16 protein-coding genes are annotated in these 17,809 nt (G+C 58.0%); 10 read left to right on the top strand and 6 right to left on the bottom strand.

All coding sequences use genetic code 11. The features are described from left to right. The first annotated feature begins 52 nt into the window (after positions 1-52). The 8 genes from JJO78_RS02380 (at position 53) to JJO78_RS02415 (ending at position 8,319) form a co-directional block, all read left to right on the top strand. The gene (locus JJO78_RS02380; RefSeq protein ID WP_075195543.1) at positions 53-1,117 is read left to right on the top strand and encodes a phosphotransferase; all 1,065 of its coding nucleotides are present in this window, start codon (positions 53-55) and stop codon (positions 1,115-1,117) included. A gap of 14 nt (positions 1,118-1,131) precedes the next feature. Further along, a complete protein-coding gene (surE, locus tag JJO78_RS02385; RefSeq protein WP_075195566.1) occupies positions 1,132-1,911 on the top strand; it encodes a 5'/3'-nucleotidase SurE in 780 nt (259 codons plus the stop codon). A gap of 22 nt (positions 1,912-1,933) precedes the next feature. Next, the gene (locus tag JJO78_RS02390; protein WP_091641499.1) at positions 1,934-3,601 is read left to right on the top strand and encodes a long-chain fatty acid--CoA ligase; all 1,668 of its coding nucleotides are present in this window, start codon (positions 1,934-1,936) and stop codon (positions 3,599-3,601) included. Between the two features lie 161 nt (positions 3,602-3,762). Further along, positions 3,763-4,626 (top strand): branched-chain amino acid ABC transporter permease, encoded by an 864-nt coding sequence (locus JJO78_RS02395; RefSeq protein WP_007155443.1) that lies wholly within the window; start codon positions 3,763-3,765, stop codon positions 4,624-4,626. Between the two features lie 2 nt (positions 4,627-4,628). Then, on the top strand, positions 4,629-5,660 hold the full coding sequence (locus JJO78_RS02400) for a branched-chain amino acid ABC transporter permease (protein ID WP_085681908.1): 1,032 nt from the start codon (positions 4,629-4,631) through the stop codon (positions 5,658-5,660). Further along, a complete protein-coding gene (locus JJO78_RS02405) occupies positions 5,653-6,423 on the top strand; it encodes an ABC transporter ATP-binding protein (protein ID WP_036202098.1) in 771 nt (256 codons plus the stop codon). The genes JJO78_RS02400 and JJO78_RS02405 overlap by 8 nt, the downstream gene beginning before the upstream one ends. Beyond that, complete coding sequence (locus tag JJO78_RS02410; protein ID WP_007155440.1) at positions 6,410-7,117, top strand: ABC transporter ATP-binding protein; 708 nt, start codon at positions 6,410-6,412, stop codon at positions 7,115-7,117. Before JJO78_RS02405 ends, JJO78_RS02410 begins: the two co-directional genes overlap by 14 nt. 53 nt (positions 7,118-7,170) lie before the next feature. Beyond that, the gene (locus JJO78_RS02415) at positions 7,171-8,319 is read left to right on the top strand and encodes an ABC transporter substrate-binding protein (RefSeq protein ID WP_075195540.1); all 1,149 of its coding nucleotides are present in this window, start codon (positions 7,171-7,173) and stop codon (positions 8,317-8,319) included. 78 nt (positions 8,320-8,397) lie between these two features. On the opposite strand, the gene JJO78_RS02420 is transcribed toward JJO78_RS02415, so the two are convergent. The 4 genes from JJO78_RS02420 to JJO78_RS02435 are packed head-to-tail and all read right to left on the bottom strand — an operon-like array spanning position 8,398 to position 12,020. Next, entirely contained in the window at positions 8,398-8,853 is a 456-nt protein-coding gene (locus tag JJO78_RS02420; protein ID WP_036202105.1) for a MaoC family dehydratase, read from the bottom strand. A gap of 38 nt (positions 8,854-8,891) precedes the next feature. After that, positions 8,892-9,653 carry a class II aldolase/adducin family protein gene (locus tag JJO78_RS02425; RefSeq protein WP_091641502.1) on the bottom strand — a complete coding sequence of 254 codons (762 nt, stop codon included), beginning with the start codon at positions 9,651-9,653 and terminating at the stop codon, positions 8,892-8,894. Positions 9,654-9,670: 17 nt separating this feature from the next. Continuing rightward, positions 9,671-10,813 (bottom strand): acyl-CoA dehydrogenase family protein, encoded by a 1,143-nt coding sequence (locus JJO78_RS02430; RefSeq protein WP_075195539.1) that lies wholly within the window; start codon positions 10,811-10,813, stop codon positions 9,671-9,673. Between the two features lie 10 nt (positions 10,814-10,823). After that, positions 10,824-12,020 carry an acyl-CoA dehydrogenase family protein gene (locus JJO78_RS02435; protein ID WP_075195538.1) on the bottom strand — a complete coding sequence of 399 codons (1,197 nt, stop codon included), beginning with the start codon at positions 12,018-12,020 and terminating at the stop codon, positions 10,824-10,826. A 331-nt stretch (positions 12,021-12,351) separates the two neighbouring features. Between JJO78_RS02435 and JJO78_RS02440 the strand changes: the two genes are divergently transcribed. Beyond that, positions 12,352-13,674, top strand: coding sequence for a DcaP family trimeric outer membrane transporter (locus JJO78_RS02440; RefSeq protein WP_226909969.1), 1,323 nt, complete (start codon positions 12,352-12,354; stop codon positions 13,672-13,674). A 142-nt stretch (positions 13,675-13,816) separates the two neighbouring features. On the opposite strand, the gene JJO78_RS02445 is transcribed toward JJO78_RS02440, so the two are convergent. Further along, a complete protein-coding gene (locus tag JJO78_RS02445; protein ID WP_036202119.1) occupies positions 13,817-14,986 on the bottom strand; it encodes an acyl-CoA dehydrogenase in 1,170 nt (389 codons plus the stop codon). A gap of 35 nt (positions 14,987-15,021) precedes the next feature. After that, positions 15,022-16,227 (bottom strand): 3-oxoadipyl-CoA thiolase, encoded by a 1,206-nt coding sequence (locus JJO78_RS02450; protein WP_036205534.1) that lies wholly within the window; start codon positions 16,225-16,227, stop codon positions 15,022-15,024. Positions 16,228-16,423: 196 nt separating this feature from the next. Between JJO78_RS02450 and JJO78_RS02455 the strand changes: the two genes are divergently transcribed. Next, a complete protein-coding gene (locus tag JJO78_RS02455) occupies positions 16,424-17,776 on the top strand; it encodes a hypothetical protein (protein ID WP_075195536.1) in 1,353 nt (450 codons plus the stop codon). The last annotated feature ends 33 nt before the right edge of the window (positions 17,777-17,809 follow it).

Below are 17,809 nucleotides of genomic sequence, written 5' to 3' on the forward strand. Positions count from 1 at the left end.
CCGCCGCCCCCATGACGGGGCTGTCACGCAATAAATGAAGGCAACAGAAAAGATGGCCATGAACCCAGAGTTGGTAGACGTTTTGCCAGCCCACCAATTTGATGAAGACAGCCTCCGGACCTGGCTACAGCGAGCCATACCAGGTTTCGGCACCAAGCTGGACGTACAGCAATTCCAGGGCGGGCAGTCGAACCCCACGTTTCTACTGGACACCGACAGCGGTCAGTACGTTCTGCGCAAAAAGCCACCGGGAAAAACACTGCCCTCCGCCCACATGGTGGAGCGGGAATACAAAGTCATGCGCGCTTTGTCCGAACACACCAGCGTGCCCGTGCCGGCCACCCGGGCTTTGTGTGAAGACAGCAGCATCATCGGTACGCCGTTCTACGTTATGGATTATCTGGAAGGCCGCATAGTTAGTCATCCGGCACTGCGGGCGCTGGATCGTCAGGAGCGGATGTCGGCCCATCGGTCGGCTATCGACACCCTGGCAGCACTGCACTCGGTGGATGTTAACCAAATCGGCCTTGGGGATTATGGCCGTCCGGAAGGCTATGTGGCACGGCAGGTATCCCGTTGGACCAAGCAGTACCTGGCGTCGAAAACGGACGAGCAGTCCGCCATGAACAAACTCATGGAGTGGCTTCCGAAAAACCTGCCATCCACCGATGAGTGCGCTATTGCCCATGGTGACTACCGCTTTGGCAACCTGATGCTGGCACCGGACAAACCGGACGTGATCGCCATTCTGGACTGGGAGTTGTCTACTCTTGGTCATCCGCTGGCGGATCTTGCCTATTACTGCCTGCCGTACCACCTGCCTTCGGACATGGAAGGTTCCCGCGGTTTGTTGGGGGAGGATCTGGAGGCACTGGGCGTTCCCACTGAGCAGGAAACCATTGCCCGTTACTGCCAACAGACCGGTCGCGATGGCATTGCGGACTGGCATGTGTTCCTGGCGTTTTCCCTGTTCCGTCTGGCGGCGATTGTTCAGGGGGTCTATGCCCGCGCGTTGCAGGGAAATGCCGCCAATGCCGATGCCCTGCAGGTTGGCAAACGTGCAAGCCAGCTGGCGGAAGCGGGCTGGAAAATAGCCAGTGAAGGAGACCGGTCATGAGCCAGACTGCTGCAATCACGGAACCGATGGTCCGTCGCATCCTGATCACCAACGATGACGGCATCAACGCACCTGGGCTGGCGATTCTCGAACGGATTGCCCGCAATCTGGCGGAAGAAGTCTGGGTGGTGGCGCCGGAGCATGATCGCAGTGGCGCAGGGCAGAGCATCTCCATTCACGACCCGCTGCGGGTGTATGAAAACGGTGAGAAACGCTATGCCGTGTCCGGTACCCCCGCAGACTGTGTGTTGTACTCGCTGGCCCATTGGTTTGGTGATAACCCGCCGGATCTGGTGCTGTCCGGTGTGAACTGCGGCGCCAATATCAGTGATTCGGTGCAGTACTCCGGAACCGTGGGCGCGGTGCTCAGCGCCGAACATATGGGCATACCCGCCATTGCGCTGAGCCAGGCCTTCCTGAGCCGGGAAGGCGTTGACTGGTCGCCGGTGTCGGCGTTCGGCGAGCAGGTAATCCGCAAGCTCTGGCAACCGGGCGAAAACCGGGCCTGGAATGTGAACTTTCCGGCCTGCGACGCCGGTGTGATCCGGCAAGCGCAATGGTGCAACCAATCCACCGGCTCCATTCAGCGGCCCCGCCTGCTGGCAGGGCAGGATGCCCGTAGCCTGCCTTATTGGTGGCTGGGGTTCGATCGCAGTTCCCGGCACATTACGGCACCGGATGAAGACGTCACCGTGCTGCGGGAAAAAGCCATTGCGATAACGCCATTGCGTCACCGGGAAGCCCTGCCCGGTGGTACTGGAATATTCGATCTGGCCGCCGCTGCGGCTCACTGAATTGACTGAGGGGATGACAACAATGACATTTACACGCCACCACAGCGTCTGGCCAAAAGAATTACCAAAGAGCATGACACTGCCTGACACCAGCGTTTTCATCAACCTGCAAATATCTGCCCTGCGGTATCCGGACCATACAGCGACCATCTACTACGATGCGCCCATGAGCTACAGGCAGCTGCTGACGGAAGTGGAAGCGATGGCCGGCTATCTTCAGGCTCAAGGAGTGAAGAAAGGTGACCGTGTTCTGCTCTACATGCAGAACTCCCCCCAGTATGCCGTTGCCTACTACGCCATACTGCGAGCCGACGCCGTGGTGATTCCGGTGAATCCGATGAACCGGGCTGCAGAGCTGGAACACTACATTGCCGATACCGGTTCGAGGGTGTGCCTGGCCGGTCAGGAACTGGCCGACTTTATCCTGCCGATGCTGGACAGCACGGATCTTGAGCGGGTGGTGGTGGCGTCCTATAACACCTACATCAATAAGGACACCGACCTGGATTTGCCGGCAGAGGTGGCTGCACCGGCCTGGTCCAAAGACGTACCCGGCGTGGTGAGCTGGGAACAGGCGCTGGCCGGTAATCACAAGCCGGCAGAGCACACCGCAGGCCCGGACGACCTGGCGGTGATCCCCTACAGTTCCGGGACCACCGGCGCGCCCAAGGGATGCATGCATACGCACCGCAGTGTCATGGCCACAGCGGTTCACCGGGCGTTCTGGAATCTGAGCACCGCCAACACTGTCCAGTTGGCGACGTTGCCGTTCTTCCACGTGACCGGTATGACCGGCTCCATGAACAGCCCCATCTACAGTGGTTCAACTACCATCATTATGACGCGCTGGGATCGCACAACCGCCGCCCGGCTGATAGAACGTTACCAGGTCACCGGCTGGACCAACATTGTCACCATGGCGGTGGATTTTCTGTCGAATCCGGACATCGGGCAATACGACCTTTCCAGCCTCAACACCATTGGCGGTGGTGGAGCGGCAATGCCGGAAGCGGTGGCTGCCAAGCTTAAAGCCATGACCGGCCTGGATTACATCGAGGGTTATGGCCTGTCGGAAACCATGGCCGCCACCCACATCAACCCGTCGGATCATCCCAAGCCCCAGTGCCTGGGTATTCCGGTATTCGATGTGGATAGCCGCATCATTGACGTTGAGACCCTGGAAGAGAAAGGCCCGGGCGAAGTGGGGGAGATTGTTTCCAATGGTCCTCAGGTAACCCAGGGGTACTGGCATCGCCCGGCTGAAACCGAGGCGGCGTTCGTGGACATCGACGGCAAACGCTTTTTCCGCACCGGTGACCTCGCTTATTACGACGAAGAGGGCTATTTCTTCATGGTGGACCGGGTCAAACGGATGATCAACGCATCAGGCTTCAAGGTGTGGCCCTCGGAAGTGGAAGGATTGATGTACCGGCATCCGGCCATCCACGAAGTGTGCGTCATTTCATCGCCCCACCCCAAACGCGGTGAGACTGTGAAAGCCTGCATCGTACTGACACCGGATGCGGAGACCAGTACCACCGAAGCGGACATCGTCAGTTGGTGTAAGGAGCAGATGGCTGCCTACAAAGTGCCAGAAATCATCGAGTTCGTGGATGAGTTGCCGAAATCACCCACGGGCAAGTTGATGTGGCGAGCGCTGCAGGAAGAAGAGTGGAAGGCTAAAGCCTAAGCGTTAATTCATGCTAATTATTCCGCACTGCGGAATAACGTTCTAAATATTGACATACGAGACGTTCGGTGCAATTGTTTCATTAAGCTGATAGATGGGTCGCAAGGCCCTGCCCAAAACCGCATAACTCGCAACAACAACAAAACAGCGGAGGAGCACACTTGAGCCTTTTCCTACAACAAATCATCAACGGGTTAACCCTGGGGAGTATCTACGGTCTCGTAGCCCTGGGCCTGACCCTGGTCTACGGGATACTTCATATCCCCAATTTTGCCCATGGCGCGCTCTATATGGTCGGGGCATTCATGTCCTACTTTTTCATGGTGGACCTGGGCGCGCACTACTGGATTGCCATGGCCGGTTCGGCCGCGGTGGTCGCTGTCCTGGCGATACTGTGTGAGCGTCTGGTGTTCCACCCACTGAGGCATTCGCCACCGATCCACGACAAGATCGCCGCCATTGGTATTCTGCTGTTTCTGGAAGCGGTGGTGCAGATGTTCTGGGGGTCGGACTTCCGCCGTATGTCATCGCCATTTACCGGCATCATGAATTTCGACGGACTGATTATTCCTGAACAGCGCCTGCTGATCATTGCGGGGGCGTTCGTGTTGGTAGTGGCCCTGCAGCTTTTCCTGCGCAAGACCATGACGGGGGCGACCATTATCGCCATGGCGCAGAGTCGTGAAGGTGCCTTCCTGGTGGGCATTGATGCCAACCGGGTGGCGATGATGACGTTTGCGATTTCGGGCATGCTGGCCGCGTTTGCCGCCACACTCTATGCGCCCATCAATCTGGTGTATCCCGCCATGGGGCACCTGGTCATCATGAAAGCCTTCGTCATTATCATACTCGGTGGCATGGGTAGCGTGCCTGGCGCCATTGCCGGCGGCATGATTATCGGTTTCGCTGAAGCCCTCGGCGGCTTTTACATCTCGACGTCCTATAAAGACATTATTGCCTTTGGTCTGCTGGTGCTGATTCTGTCAGTTCGTCCACAGGGCCTGTTCGCGAAGGGGGCGCACTGATCATGTTCAAAGTCGCTTCCCTGCTGATGACGCCAGCCGCCAAGTACCTGATGCTGGCCTTCGCCATACTGTTCCCGCTGGTCGCCGCGAATGAGTACCAGGTGTACGTGATGGCGACCGCCTTTGTCTGGGCGATCGCGGTCTACGGCCTGAACATCATTACCGGTTTTTGCGGCCAGCTGAACCTGGCCCACGGCGGTTTTTTTGCCATCGGAGCCTACACCCTTGGCCTGCTGACTGCCGACTATGGCTGGAGTTTCTGGCCTGCCTTCCTGGGTGCGCTGGTGATGACGGCGGTGCTCGGGTTTCTCGTGGGCATCGTTTCGCTGCGCCTGAAAGAGCATTACTTTGCGATATTCACCCTGTGTGTGGGCTTTATCATCTACCTGCTGATCGACAAGTGGGAAGAGCTGACCCATGGTGCCATCGGTGTCCGAGATATCGCCGCACCCTATGGCTTTGGGTTGGTGGACTTTACAGACACCACCCCGTTCTACTACCTGGTGCTGGCCTTCCTGGTGTTCGCAATCTGGTTCATGGGGCGTTTGTCCAAGTCCCTGCTGGGTCGTACCTTCATTGCCATCCGCAACGGTGATGAACTGGCCCAGTCCCTCGGGATCAACCTGATGCGCAATAAAGTCCTCGCCTTTGTACTGTCCACGACCTATGCCGGTCTGGCAGGTGCCCTGTATGCCGGGATGGTCCGTTTCATCGGCCCGGAAGAGGCCAATATCAACCACACCTTCGACATGATCACCTATCTGCTGGTGGGCGGTATCGGCACCATTATGGGGCCGTTGCTGGGCACCGTGGGCATTGTGTGGATTACCCAGTCACTGCAGTTCCTGGAAGAGTACCGAATGATCATTTTCGGGCCGCTGCTGGTGCTATTGGTGATCTTCTTCCCCCGGGGCATTACCGGCTCCTTCCTGACCTGGATGCATCGCAAGTCCCAGGCACTGGCGCCTACGAAAAAGCGCCAGGAGAACAAGGTCAACACCGCACAGAACCGGGAGGCAGAGAGCAATGCTTAAGGTAGAAAACGTCACCAAAATGTTTGGCGGTCTGGCGGCGGTGAGCGATGTGTCGGTGGAGTTCGAAGCCGGCAGGATCAACGCCATTATCGGCCCCAACGGTGCTGGCAAGAGCACCTTTTTCAACCTTATTTCAGGCCTGCACCAGCCCACCTCCGGCCGTATCCTGCTGGACGGCGTGGACGTCACTAACCTGCCCAGCGACAGGGTCGCACGCCTGGGTGTGGGAAGGACCTTCCAGACGACCAACCTGTTTGAGCAGGCAACCGTGCTGGACAACCTGATCGTGGGGCACCGGCTGCGGACGAAATCCGGCCTGTGGGACGTGCTGATCAACAGCAAACGCCTGCAACGTGAAGAGAAGGCGGCGCGGGACAAGGCCATGGAAGCCCTGGAATTTGTGGGCCTTGCCCACGTTGCCGGGCAGTTTATTGCCGACATCACCCAGGAAGAACGCAAGCGGGTGGCCTTTGCCCTGGCACTGGCGACCGACCCCAAGATCGTCCTGCTGGATGAGCCGGCGGCCGGGGTTAATCCGGAAGAAACCGTCGGATTCGCCGCGCTGATGCGGAAAATGGTGGATGAAAAAGGACTCACCGTGTGCCTGATCGAGCACAAGATGGACATGATCATGAGCCTGGCAGACAAGATCATGGTGCTGGATCACGGTGAAAAGATTGCCGAGGGCACGCCGGAAGAAGTACGCAACAACCCGGTGGTGATCGAAGCCTATCTGGGAGGTGACGAAGATGCTGCAGCTTAACCATGTCGACGTCTGCTATGGCAGCTTCAAGGCACTGACCGATATTTCGATGACGGTGGATGCCGGGGAGCTGGTTGTTCTACTCGGGGCCAATGGCGCCGGTAAAAGCAGCCTGTTCAATGCCATTAGTGGCCTGGTAAAGCCGACGGCCGGCGAGATCCAGTTCGAAGACAAACAGCTCAACGGTATGAAAGCCAGTGCGGTCGTCGCCAGCGGCGTAGTGCAGTGTGCCGAAGGCCGAAAACTGTTTCCGCAGATGAGCGTCATGCAGAACCTGATGATGGGGGCCTACGTGCACCGACGTGATCGGCAGGGCAACCGCAAGCGCCTGAACGAAGTGTTGGAGCTGTTCCCGATCCTCGCAGACAAGGCCGATGAGCCTGCCGGATCTCTGTCCGGGGGGCAGCAACAGATGGTGGCCATCGGCCGCGCCATGATGAGCCGCCCCCGCTTGCTGATGCTGGATGAGCCATCCCTTGGCCTGGCTCCCCTGGTGGTCAAGCAAGTGTTCGAAACCGTCAAACAAATCAACAGCCTGGGCACAACCGTGCTGTTGGCAGAGCAGAATGCGTTTGCGGCCCTGAAGATTGCCCACCGTGCTTATGTTATGGAGAACGGCCATCTGGTCATGGAAGGCGACCGGGAGACGATGCTGGGCAACGAACAGGTTCGCAAGGCGTATATCGGGGCCTGACCGGCCTACAACAACAATCAGAGTGACACGCACAACACAACCAGGAGACAACAATGAAAATAGTCAGAAAACTGGGTCAGGCTGTCGCGGCGGCAACCCTTGGGATGAGCCTGTCCGCCGGTGCAATGGCGGGCGAAGTCAACATCGGATTCACCGGCCCGCTGAGTGGCGGCGCTGCTTTATACGGTGAAAACACGCTGTCCGGGCTGCGAATGGCGGTGGCGGAAATCAACGCGGCGGGCGGTTTTGACCTGAACGGCGAAAAGACCACGGTCAACCTGGTCCCCCTGGACGATCGTTACTCACCGGCGCAGGCGGCGACCAATGCCAAGCGACTGAAGCAGGAGTCCAACGTGTCGGCGGTGTTCGTGCCTCACTCCGGTGGTATTTTTGCCCTCCAGGACTTCAACGAGAAAGACAATTTTCTGGTGATGGCCTACTCCAGCGTGCCCAGCATCACCGAAAAGGGCAACAGCCTGACGTTGCGTATTCCTCCTACCTTTGATGGCTACGTGCGGGCCTTTACCGACTACGCCCTTGAGCACGAGGGCAAGAAGCTGGGCATGGGCGGCGCAACCCACGAATACGCCAAAATCTGGGGTGCCATGATCAAGAAAGAGTGGGAGTCCAAAGGGGGAGAAGTGGTTTCTGACAACCCCATGGACTACAACAAATCGGCGGATTTCTTTACCGGCGTCAGCCGTATCATTTCAGAAAGCCCGGACGTGATGTTTGTGGGCGGCGCCTCCGAGCCGACCGGTCTGGTGGTGCAACAGGCCCGCCAGATGGGCTTTCAGGGCGGCTTTATCGTGATGGACCAGGCCAAGATTGACGAAGTGGCCCAGGTAGCCGGTGGCCTGGACATGGTGGAAGGCGCCATCGGCGTGGTTCCACTGAGCGTCTATGACACCCCGGCGGCCAAAGACTTCATCAAGCGCTACAAGGCCGAGTACGACAAAATGCCCGGATCCGAAGCCGCCTACAACTACCTGGCGCTGCACGCCCTGGTGGAAGCCATGGACGCCACCGAGTCCACCGACCCGAAAACCATCCGTGCTGCGATCGGCGATGCCCTGAAAAACATGGACACCCGCAAGAACCCGTACGAAGTCACCGAAGTCACCGAAAACGGTGGTTTCGTGACGGAGACGACCCTGGCCGTGGTGAAAGACGGCGAGATTGTTCGGGAAGAGATCAAGTGATGGGGGTTCAGCACCCATCTGAATGAGAAAAGGGGCCCAAGGGCCCCTTTTTTAGTGTTGCTTCGGGCGTCTGACCGCTCAGGCCACGTACATCACCAGGTTCTCTGCCACGCAGGCAGGCTTGTCCTCTCCACGGATTTCCACGGTGGTTCGGTAGGTGGCCAGCGTGCGCTGATCATCCACCCTGGACACATCCAGCAATTCCATCTTGCTACGGATATCCGCCCCGGATTTCACCGCCGCAGGAAAGCGCAGCTTATTGATGCCGTAGTTTATGCTGGCGCCTTTGCCCTGCACGTCAATGACCTCCTGATTCAGCAGTGGAATCAGCGACGCTGTCAGAAACCCATGGGCGACGGGGCTTTTCCACGGCGTTTCCCGCGTGGCCCGCTCAACATCCAGATGAATCCACTGGTGATCGCCCGTGGCGTCCGCAAACGCCTGAATCATCTCCTGGGTGACGGTTTTCCAAGGGCTGTGGCCAATGGTAGTGCCGCAAAAATGTTCAAGATCGTTTAATTCAACAGAGAGCATATCTGCTTCCATGGTGCACAAGGTGCAAAGTCAGAGACTCAAACAGCGTACCCGGGATTCTTGCTATCCAGAAGCCGAACCAATGCGGGCCAGGTCAATGCCGCCGCACTACCCAGCGACTGAGACTGGTCAGCGGTTGTCTGAATGGCCTGCTCTGACGGCATGCAGGTTGGCCCACAACTCTGGGCCTTGACCTGGATCTCGCAGGCCTTCATCAGAAAATACAGATAGGTGAACGTCTCCGGCACGTCCTTGCCCGCCGTCAGCACGCCGTGATTGCGCAGCATCATCATCGACTTGTCACCCAGATCCCTGATCAGCCGCTCGCGCTCATCCAGGTTCAGTGCCACACCTTCATAATCGTGATAGCTCAGATGATTCAGGCACAGCATCGCCGTCTGGCTCAGGGGCAACAGACCATCCCGGTGCGCCGACACAGCCACCCCATCCGGCGCGTGCAGGTGCATCACCGCTCCGGCATCCTCGCGGCCCATGTGAACGGCACTGTGAATGGTGAATCCGGCCGGATTTACACGGGCGAGGCCGCCAGACTCCACCACCTGGCCATCCTTATCCACCTTCACCAGTGACGACGCGGTGATTTCATGGAACAGAAGCCCATAGGGGTTGATCAGGAAATGATGATCCGGCCCTGGCACCCGTGCCGAAAGGTGGGTGAACACCAGATCGTCCCAGCCAAACAGCGCCACCAGGCGATAGGCGGCGGCCAGCTCGGTACGGACCTTCCATTCGGCTTTTCTCAGATCCCGTTGTGATGACTGATCGTCGGTTGTCGTCATGATGAGAGCCTCAGCTGTCAGCCTGCCTGCAACAAAGTGGCGTATTGCTCCAGATGGTAATCGTCATCCCCCAACTGGTGATTGATGGCGATCAGCCGCTTCGCGTAGTGGGCAAAGTTATACTCCCAGGTCATGCCGATACCACCGTGGGACTGAATGCCGGCCTCGGAGATGAATTGACCGGCACGGCCAATCACGTTCTTGGCGGCGGCCAGCACGCGGCGGCGTTCATCACTGGGTTCGCTGTCGGCGACGCTGGCGGCAAGAATTGCCATGGAACGAGCCTGCTCCAGTTCCGACATCATATCCACCATACGGTGCTGCAACACCTGGAACCGGCCGATAGGCACGCCAAACTGCTTGCGCTGTTTGAGGTAATCCAGAGTCAGCTCATTGGCCATTTCCATGACACCCACAGCCTCGGCGCAGATGGCGGCGATGGCGCGACCGGCCTGATACTCGATCACCCCGCTAGCCTTGCCTTCTTCTCCCAGCAACGCGTCGGCACCGACCTGGACGTTGTTCAAGGTAATGTCACAGCCGCGGGAGCCGTCGATAGTGGGGTAAGCTCGGCGCTCAACGCCAGCGGTATCCGGGCTCAGGGCAAACAGGCTGATGCCGTCGGCATCGCGGGCGTCGCCTGAGGTGCGTGCGGACACCACGATCAGGTCGGCACAGTGGCCGCTGATCACCACGGCCTTGCGGCCGTTCAGAGCATAGCCCTCGCCGTTTTTCTCGGCACGGGTTTCCACGTTATTCAGGTCATAGAAGCTCTGGGGCTCTTGCAGGCCTACAGCGGCTTTCAGTTCGCCGCTGGCGATGCCGGCCAGCCAGGTGTCTTTCTGGGGGTCGTTGCCTGCCTGGCCAATCAGGCCGCCGCCCAGAATAATGGACTGCACATATGGCTCCAGGCAAAGCCCGCGGCCCAGCTCAGTCATAACGGACTGAACTTCCACACCGCTGCCGCCAAAGCCACCGAGTTCCTCGGAAAAAGGTACAGCGGTCAGGCCCAGCTCGCTAAGCTGCTGCCAGAAATCGGCGCTGAAGCCCAGTTCCGTCTCACTGAACGCCAGTCGTTTTTCAAAACTGTACTCACCGCGCACCAGCCGTTCCACGGTGTCCTGCAGCATCTGCTGCTCTTCATTAAGTCGGAAATCCATGGTCGTCTCCTTAAAGCCCGAGAATCATTTTCGACACGATGTTCTTCTGGATCTCGTTGGATCCGCCGAAGATCGACAGCTTGCGGTTGTTGAAGTACTGGGCCGACAGGGGAGCGGCATCTTTATCCGACAGGAAGTCGCCCTCGTAATCCATATTCATCTCCTCTTCGAGGAACGGCAGGGCATAGGGCCCGATCGCGCGGCGGGCGAGATCATTGATGGCCTGGCGGATCTCGGTGCCTTTTACTTTCAGCATGGAACTTTCCGCACCCGGCACACCGCCACCTTCAACAGAGGCAATAATACGCAGGTTGCTGATGGCGGCTGCCGTGAGGTCGATTTCCACTTTGGCGATGCGCTGACTGAATGAGGGGTCCTCAAGCAGCGGCCGACCGTTTTTCAGGCGGCGTGATGCCAGGTTTTTCAGGTGCGACAGTGCTGCCTTGGACATACCGATACCGGCCAGGCCGGTGCGCTCGTAAGTCAGAAGATACTTGGCATAGGTCCAGCCTTTATCCTCTTCGCCCACCAGGTTCTCAACCGGCACCTTCACGTCCTCGAAGAACACTTCGTTAACTTCATGCTCACCATCCAGAGTGATGATGGGGCGCACGGTAATGCCCGGTGTGTCCATATCGATGAGCAGGAACGAAATACCTTCCTGGTTCTTGACCTCGGTGTTGGTACGCACCAGGCAGAAGATCATGTTGGCGTGCTGGCCCAGGGTGGTCCAGGTTTTCTGGCCGTTAACAATGTAATGGTCGCCATCACGCACAGCACGGGTTTTAAGAGACGCCAGGTCAGAGCCCGCGCCGGGTTCGGAATACCCCTGGCACCACCAGTCCTCGCCGCTGAGGATGCGCGGCAGGTACGCCTGTTTCTGTTCCTCGCTGCCGAACTTGATGATCACCGGCGCCACCATATTCACCCCGAACGGGATGGAGCGGGGAACGCCGTAACGGCAGGATTCTTCGTCCCAGATGTGCTTTTGCACGGGCGTCCACTCTACACCGCCGTACTCTTCCGGCCAGTGGGTCGCGTACCAGCCCTGCTCGCAAAGGATTTTCTGCCAGCGCTGATGGTCCTCTTTGGACAGGCGGCGGAATCCTTTCACTTTGGCGGCGATGTCGGCCGGCAGCTTTTCATCCAGGAACGCACGCACTTCGTCACGGAAGGCGAGTTCCTCGGCGGTGTAGTTCATGTTCATCGAATCAACCTCGTTAATGCATTACAGCGAAAATATATACCGCATAGCAGAATTACTCAATGATCTTTCATGGGTTGCTCGTCTGTCAATGCTAATGAAACAACAAAACACAGAGTAATTACCGATTTCATTAAAATTTGGTTTCACTCACTTGTTGATAACAAAAGTATTGTCTATATTCGAAAACACGGAAGCTGGTACTGCTATGCGAAACCTAACAATCACAAAATACCGCACAGTGAAACAGCGTGATTGATTTGGTGTGTCCCAGTGCCGGCACCGGAACGTCCAATAACAACGACATGAAATCAACTCCGTTAAGAGGTTTGAGATGACAACAACAATACCTTCCCAGGTGCGTCCCTTGCTCCGAGCCGTGGCTATTGCCGGGCTGCCGCTGATGGCCATCGGTTCCGGCTCCGCGCTGGCGCAAAGCACTGAGCTGGACGAACTGCGAGAGCGGGTCCAACAGCTGGAAAACAAACTGGAAGGCGCCGTGTCTACCGCGCCTGAATTGACAGAAGACAACCCCTATTTGCTGCGAGACGGCGACGGGATCAAGATTGGAAGCACAACGATTTCATTCGGTGGTTTTATCAAGGCCGACGCTATTTTTGGTTCCCACGGGAATGGCAGCCTGAACAGCTACAGCATTGGTTTGCCGAGAACCTTCGCGAGTGCCGCGGCTTCGGATGAAAGCGACTGGAAGACCGGTTTCTCGGCCCGGGAATCACGGATCAGTATCGGCACCAAAACCGAGGATGTCGTCGGTCACACGCTGACCACCTACCTGGAGATGGACTTTAACCAGGACCTTAACGACGGCATGAATGAAACCGGTAACGAGATCGTGTCCAACAGTTATTCCCCCCGTTTGCGCCAGGCCTACGGTTCCTGGAACGGCTGGGATTTTGGTCAGACCTACACCACGTTCACCGACCTGGCGGCCATGCCGGAAATTCTTGATCAGGGTAAGCAAGCGGCTTTTATCTACGCAACCCAGCCTATGATTCGCTACAACATGGCTGCGCCCGGCGGGAAGCTGATGGTTTCCCTGGAGAATCCCGAAGACGGCTACTACGGCAACTCCTACGACGATCAGTCCTACCCGGATCTCGCAATGCGGTACCAGATCCGAGGTAACTACGGGTTTTACTCCATTGCCGGTTTGCTGCGGAATTTTGAAGACAACGCAGCGGATGAAACCATAACTGACGGAGCCGTATCTTTGAGTGCCCGCATTCCGACGGTTGGCCGTGATGATCTGCGCCTGCAGTACAGCTATGGCGCGCTCGGCCGGTACATGGGCCTGCTGACATACCCGGACGTGGATCTGGCAGCTCTCGCCCAAGGCGATGTCGAACCTCTCAAGACCTATGGTGCCACAGCGGCCTATCGCCACTTCTGGTCGCCTGCATGGCGTAGCACCCTGACGGTCTCGCACACGGAAATTGTTGATGATCTGGTTGCACCGCCTGCCGGAACGTTGAGTTACTTCGACTCGTCGACCTCGGTTCACGCCAACATACTATGGTCTGCCCACCGCAATCTGACGCTGGGGCTGGAGTACGCCTATTGGGATTTCGGTGAGATTGCCACCAGTAGCAGCATGCAGTATGAGCAGGTCATGGCCTCCGCGAAACTGAGCTTCTGATCGATAAACGTCTGACATAAATCAATTCTCAGGTGCTTTTATGCATCCTTGCCTTGGAGTGCTCCCCCCGCTCCGGGGCTTTTTTGTGGGCATAAAAAAAGCAGAGCCGGAGCTCTGCTTTTTGGCGCTATGGGTAGCAGGATCAGCTGAAAGCCTGAATCCCGGTCTGTCCGCGGCCCAGAATCAGGGCGTGGACATCGTGAGTACCTTCATAGGTATTCACCGCTTCCAGGTTCATCACGTGGCGGATGACATGGTATTCGTCGGCGATACCATTGCCGCCGTGCATGTCACGGGCTACCCGTGCGATGTCCAGGGCCTTGCCGCAGTTGTTGCGCTTGAGCATGGAGATGGCGTCCGTCGAGTAGTTGCCGGCGTCTATCATACGGCCCAGTTGCAAGGCGCCCTGAAGGCCCAGGGTGATCTCGGTCTGCATATCCGCCAGCTTCTTCTGGATCAGCTGGTTGGCCGCCAGAGGCTTGCCAAACTGCTTGCGCTCGAGCGTGTAATTGAGGGCCGCGTGCCAGCAGAACTCGGCAGCGCCCATGGAGCCCCAGCTGATGCCGAAACGGGCCTTGTTCAGGCAACTGAAAGGACCTTTCAGACCTTCTACGTCGAGCTTGTTCTCGTCCGGGACAAAGACTTCGTCCATAAAGATGGACCCGGTCTCGGAAGCCCGCAGGGAAAACTTACCCTCAATCTTCGGCGTGTCCAGGCCCTTGGCACCTTCGCGTTCAATCACGAAACCGGTGATTTTGCCCTCGAGCTTGGCCCAGACCACACAAACATCGGCAATGGGGGAGTTGGTGATCCAGGTTTTGGAGCCACTGACCAGATAGCCGCCGTCGACTTTCTTGGCGCGGGTTTCCATGTTGCCCGGGTCAGACCCATGGTTGGGCTCGGTCAGGCCAAAGCAGCCCACTTTTTCGCCGGATGCCAGTTGGGGCAGGATGCGTTTTTTCAGGGCTTCCTGGCCAAAGGCGTGAATCGGGTGAATAACCAATGACGACTGGACACTCAGGGCTGAACGATAGGCGCTATCAACCCGTTCCACTTCGCGGGCAATCAGGCCGTAGCACACGTGGTTCAGGCCGGGGCCGCCGTATTCTTCCGGCAGGGTAGCGCCGAGCATGCCCAGATCGCCCATGTCGGTAAAAATGGAACGGTCGAACTTCTCATGCCGGTTCGCTTCGGTAATGCCGGGCATCAGGCGCTGATCGCAGAACGAACGGATACTGTCACGTACCTGACGCTCGGTTTCATCCAGTTGCTTGTCGAACTGCAACAGGTCATCCCAGGGTGCGGAAGCCATGGTGTGTCTCCTCAGAAAATTAGTCGGTTGCTCTTTTAATCAGATACTCGCTCAATAACAGCGGCAATGCCTTGGCCAACGCCAATGCACATGCTGATCAATGCGTAACGTCCGCCACTGCGTTCAAGCTGGCGGGTGGCGGTCAATGCAATCCGTGCACCGGACGCCCCAAGGGGGTGGCCAACCGCAATGGCGCCACCGTTGGGGTTCAGCCTGGAATCGGTCGGGTCGATGCCCAGTTTGTGGGTGCAGCCAAGAACCTGGGCCGCAAAGGCTTCGTTGATCTCGATGACGTCCATATCGTTGATGCCGAGGCCCGCACGGGCGAGGGCCTTCTCGCTGGCGGGTACCGGGCCGTAGCCCATGACCTGTGGCGGAACACCCGCGATCGCTGCGGATACAATACGGGCACGGGGCTGAATACCGGCCTTTTCGCCGGCTTTGCGAGAGCCGATGATCAGGGCCGCGGCGCCATCGTTGATACCCGAGGCGTTGCCGGCAGTCACCACGCCTCCTTCGAACAGCGGGCGCAGGCCGGCCAGTGCCTCGTGGGTGGACTGAGGCCGCGGATGCTCATCGCTGTTCACGCTGACGGGTGGTTTTTTCCGGCCCTGAGGGACGTCAATGGGCATAATCTCTTCATTATAGAAGCCATCTTTCAGGGCAGCGTCGTATCGGGCCTGGCTCTGAGCGGCAAACTGATCCACGGTGTCCCGGCTGAGGTTGAGCTCCCTGGCAATGTTGTCGGCGGTTTCGGGCATGGTGTCGGCACCGAAGTCGGCCTCAATGCGAGGGTTGGGGAAGCGGGCCCCGATGGTGCTGTCAAAGGCACGAAAGTCGCGGCTGAACGGGCTTTCGCTCTTGGCCATCACAAACGGTGCCCGGCTCATGCTTTCAGCGCCGCCGGCGACAAACAGCTCGCCCTCATCGCAGCGAACCGCCCTGGCGGCGTCGATGATGGCTGCCAGGCCAGAGCCACACAGGCGGTTAACGGTCAGGCCACCGGTTTCAACAGGAAGGCCGGCCAACAGTCCGGCGTGGCGGGCCAGGTTTCGGGCGTCCTCGCCGGCCTGGTTGGTGCAACCGGCAATAACGTCTTCGTAGGCCTCAAGGGCAAAGGCGTTGCGCTCAACCAGCGCTTTGATAACGCTGGCCAGAAGGTTGTCAGGGCGAACCCTGGCCAGTGCGCCGGCGTGTCGACCGAAGGGTGTTCGTAGCCCATCGTAGATGAAAGCGCTCATGGCATCTCCCATTTGATCAGACATGGTTCCCATTGTGATCTTCCGTTTGTAAGGAGGGAAGGGGTGGGCTTGTCATGTCATTAGTGTTGATATAGTTTCGTATAGCGGAATTAAGTTTTGTATATTGATTGTTGAAGACTAATCCGGGTCTGTTTGAAATGCAACCGATACCACCAACCAAGGTCAGTAATCTGCTATGAGCCGTTTTCTGGTTCCTGCTGCGGTTTTTCTGGAGCTTTTGGCGCTTTGCCTTTCCAGCATAAAGGTCAGTGCCTTTGCGGGTGTGTTGTTTGTGCTTTATTTCACGCTGGCGCTGAGGCGGCTGCAATCGTATTCCCGTTACCTGTTCCTGATCTCGCTGGTTGTGATCGGTTATCTGGGGGTTATCCGGCAACTGACCGCCGAGGATCTGATGCGTGCCGCGTCCAACGCTGCCTTTTATGCGGCGTTCCTGGGAAGCCTGGGGATGATGCAATGCCTGGTTCGACGGCTTGAGGTGCTGCAGCGTATACACGATGTGCTGCTAGGTGGTCGCCCGGCGTTGCTGTACCCGAAATACGCGGTGGTGAGTTGCGGCATTGCGTCAGTGCTGAACTTCGGCGTGATGAACCTGCTTTGCGGCACGTTGTCGGATACCCTGCGGCAGCGGGGTATTACCGGGGCTTCGCGGGTGCGCTGGTTGCGCAGTGTGCTGATCAGTACATTGCGAGGATTTGCGCTGGTGCCGCTGGTTGCGCCAACCAGTGTTGCGGTCGCCATTATTACCCGTGAAGTACCCTCCCTGAGCTGGTCGGGCCTGCTGCCCTATGGCATTGGCAGTGCGGTATTGCTGGTTCTGGTGGGATGGGGGCTGGAGCATAAGCGTTTTCGTAGGGTCAGCGTTGAGCGCGAACCGCTGGAAGCCTGGCCGGCCGGAAGTGGGCGGCTAGTATTGCTGGTATTGGTTATCTTTACGTCGATGGGACTGCTGGTGCAGTTAACGGAACTGAAGGTGTCGGTGGCCGCCATGCTGACGGTGCCGGTGGCCACCCTTCTTTATATGTTCTGGCACGATCGCTCGCCAGCTATGGCGATACGGGAAGCCACTGACAATATGCTCGGTATGAGCAACGAGATGTCTATCTTCGCAGGTTCCGCCGGGTTAGGCGTGGCGTTGGTCTCGGTGATTCCGGCGGATGCCCTGGCAGGCATGGCCACTGGTGAACTGGGAGTATTTTTACTGGCAGTGTGTGGGTTACTAATGATGCCGATGCTCTCAGCCATCGGCATCATCCCGATTACTGTGCTGAGTGTTCAGGCGGGGTTGATGCCACAATTGGTCGCCGAGGGTGTGAACCCCCTGCCGATTGCGGTCGCCCTGGTGATTGGTTTCTCCCTGGCCATGATGCTGTCGCCGTTCGGCCCGGCTGTCATGTTGCTGTCACGATTCGGGCAGGTGTCACGCTGGCTGGTGGCGTTTGGCTGGAACGGCGCTTTTGTCCTGCTCTCCATTCCGCTGTTATTGCTGATGCTGTGGGGGATGTTTGTGATGGCGCCGGCCACGAGCTGATTGATGCATACAACGAGCGGCGCCAATGTTCAG

Source organism: Marinobacter sp. DS40M6, assembly GCF_028581595.1.
Lineage (GTDB): Bacteria > Pseudomonadota > Gammaproteobacteria > Pseudomonadales > Oleiphilaceae > Marinobacter > Marinobacter salarius.

Bases quoted from the DNA above. Each gene is read 5' to 3' on its own strand.
- JJO78_RS02380 (WP_075195543.1), top strand. From the start codon at position 53: ATGGCCATGAACCCAGAGTTGGTAGACGTTTTGCCAGCCCACCAATTT.
- JJO78_RS02390 (WP_091641499.1), top strand. From the start codon at position 1,934: ATGACATTTACACGCCACCACAGCGTCTGGCCAAAAGAATTACCAAAG.
- JJO78_RS02400 (WP_085681908.1), top strand. From the start codon at position 4,629: ATGTTCAAAGTCGCTTCCCTGCTGATGACGCCAGCCGCCAAGTACCTG.
- JJO78_RS02405 (WP_036202098.1), top strand. From the start codon at position 5,653: ATGCTTAAGGTAGAAAACGTCACCAAAATGTTTGGCGGTCTGGCGGCG.
- JJO78_RS02410 (WP_007155440.1), top strand. From the start codon at position 6,410: ATGCTGCAGCTTAACCATGTCGACGTCTGCTATGGCAGCTTCAAGGCA.
- JJO78_RS02415 (WP_075195540.1), top strand. From the start codon at position 7,171: ATGAAAATAGTCAGAAAACTGGGTCAGGCTGTCGCGGCGGCAACCCTT.
- JJO78_RS02420 (WP_036202105.1), bottom strand. From the start codon at position 8,853: ATGCTCTCTGTTGAATTAAACGATCTTGAACATTTTTGCGGCACTACC.
- JJO78_RS02425 (WP_091641502.1), bottom strand. From the start codon at position 9,653: ATGACGACAACCGACGATCAGTCATCACAACGGGATCTGAGAAAAGCC.
- JJO78_RS02430 (WP_075195539.1), bottom strand. From the start codon at position 10,813: ATGGATTTCCGACTTAATGAAGAGCAGCAGATGCTGCAGGACACCGTG.
- JJO78_RS02435 (WP_075195538.1), bottom strand. From the start codon at position 12,020: ATGAACATGAACTACACCGCCGAGGAACTCGCCTTCCGTGACGAAGTG.
- JJO78_RS02440 (WP_226909969.1), top strand. From the start codon at position 12,352: ATGACAACAACAATACCTTCCCAGGTGCGTCCCTTGCTCCGAGCCGTG.
- JJO78_RS02445 (WP_036202119.1), bottom strand. From the start codon at position 14,986: ATGGCTTCCGCACCCTGGGATGACCTGTTGCAGTTCGACAAGCAACTG.
- JJO78_RS02450 (WP_036205534.1), bottom strand. From the start codon at position 16,227: ATGAGCGCTTTCATCTACGATGGGCTACGAACACCCTTCGGTCGACAC.
- JJO78_RS02455 (WP_075195536.1), top strand. From the start codon at position 16,424: ATGAGCCGTTTTCTGGTTCCTGCTGCGGTTTTTCTGGAGCTTTTGGCG.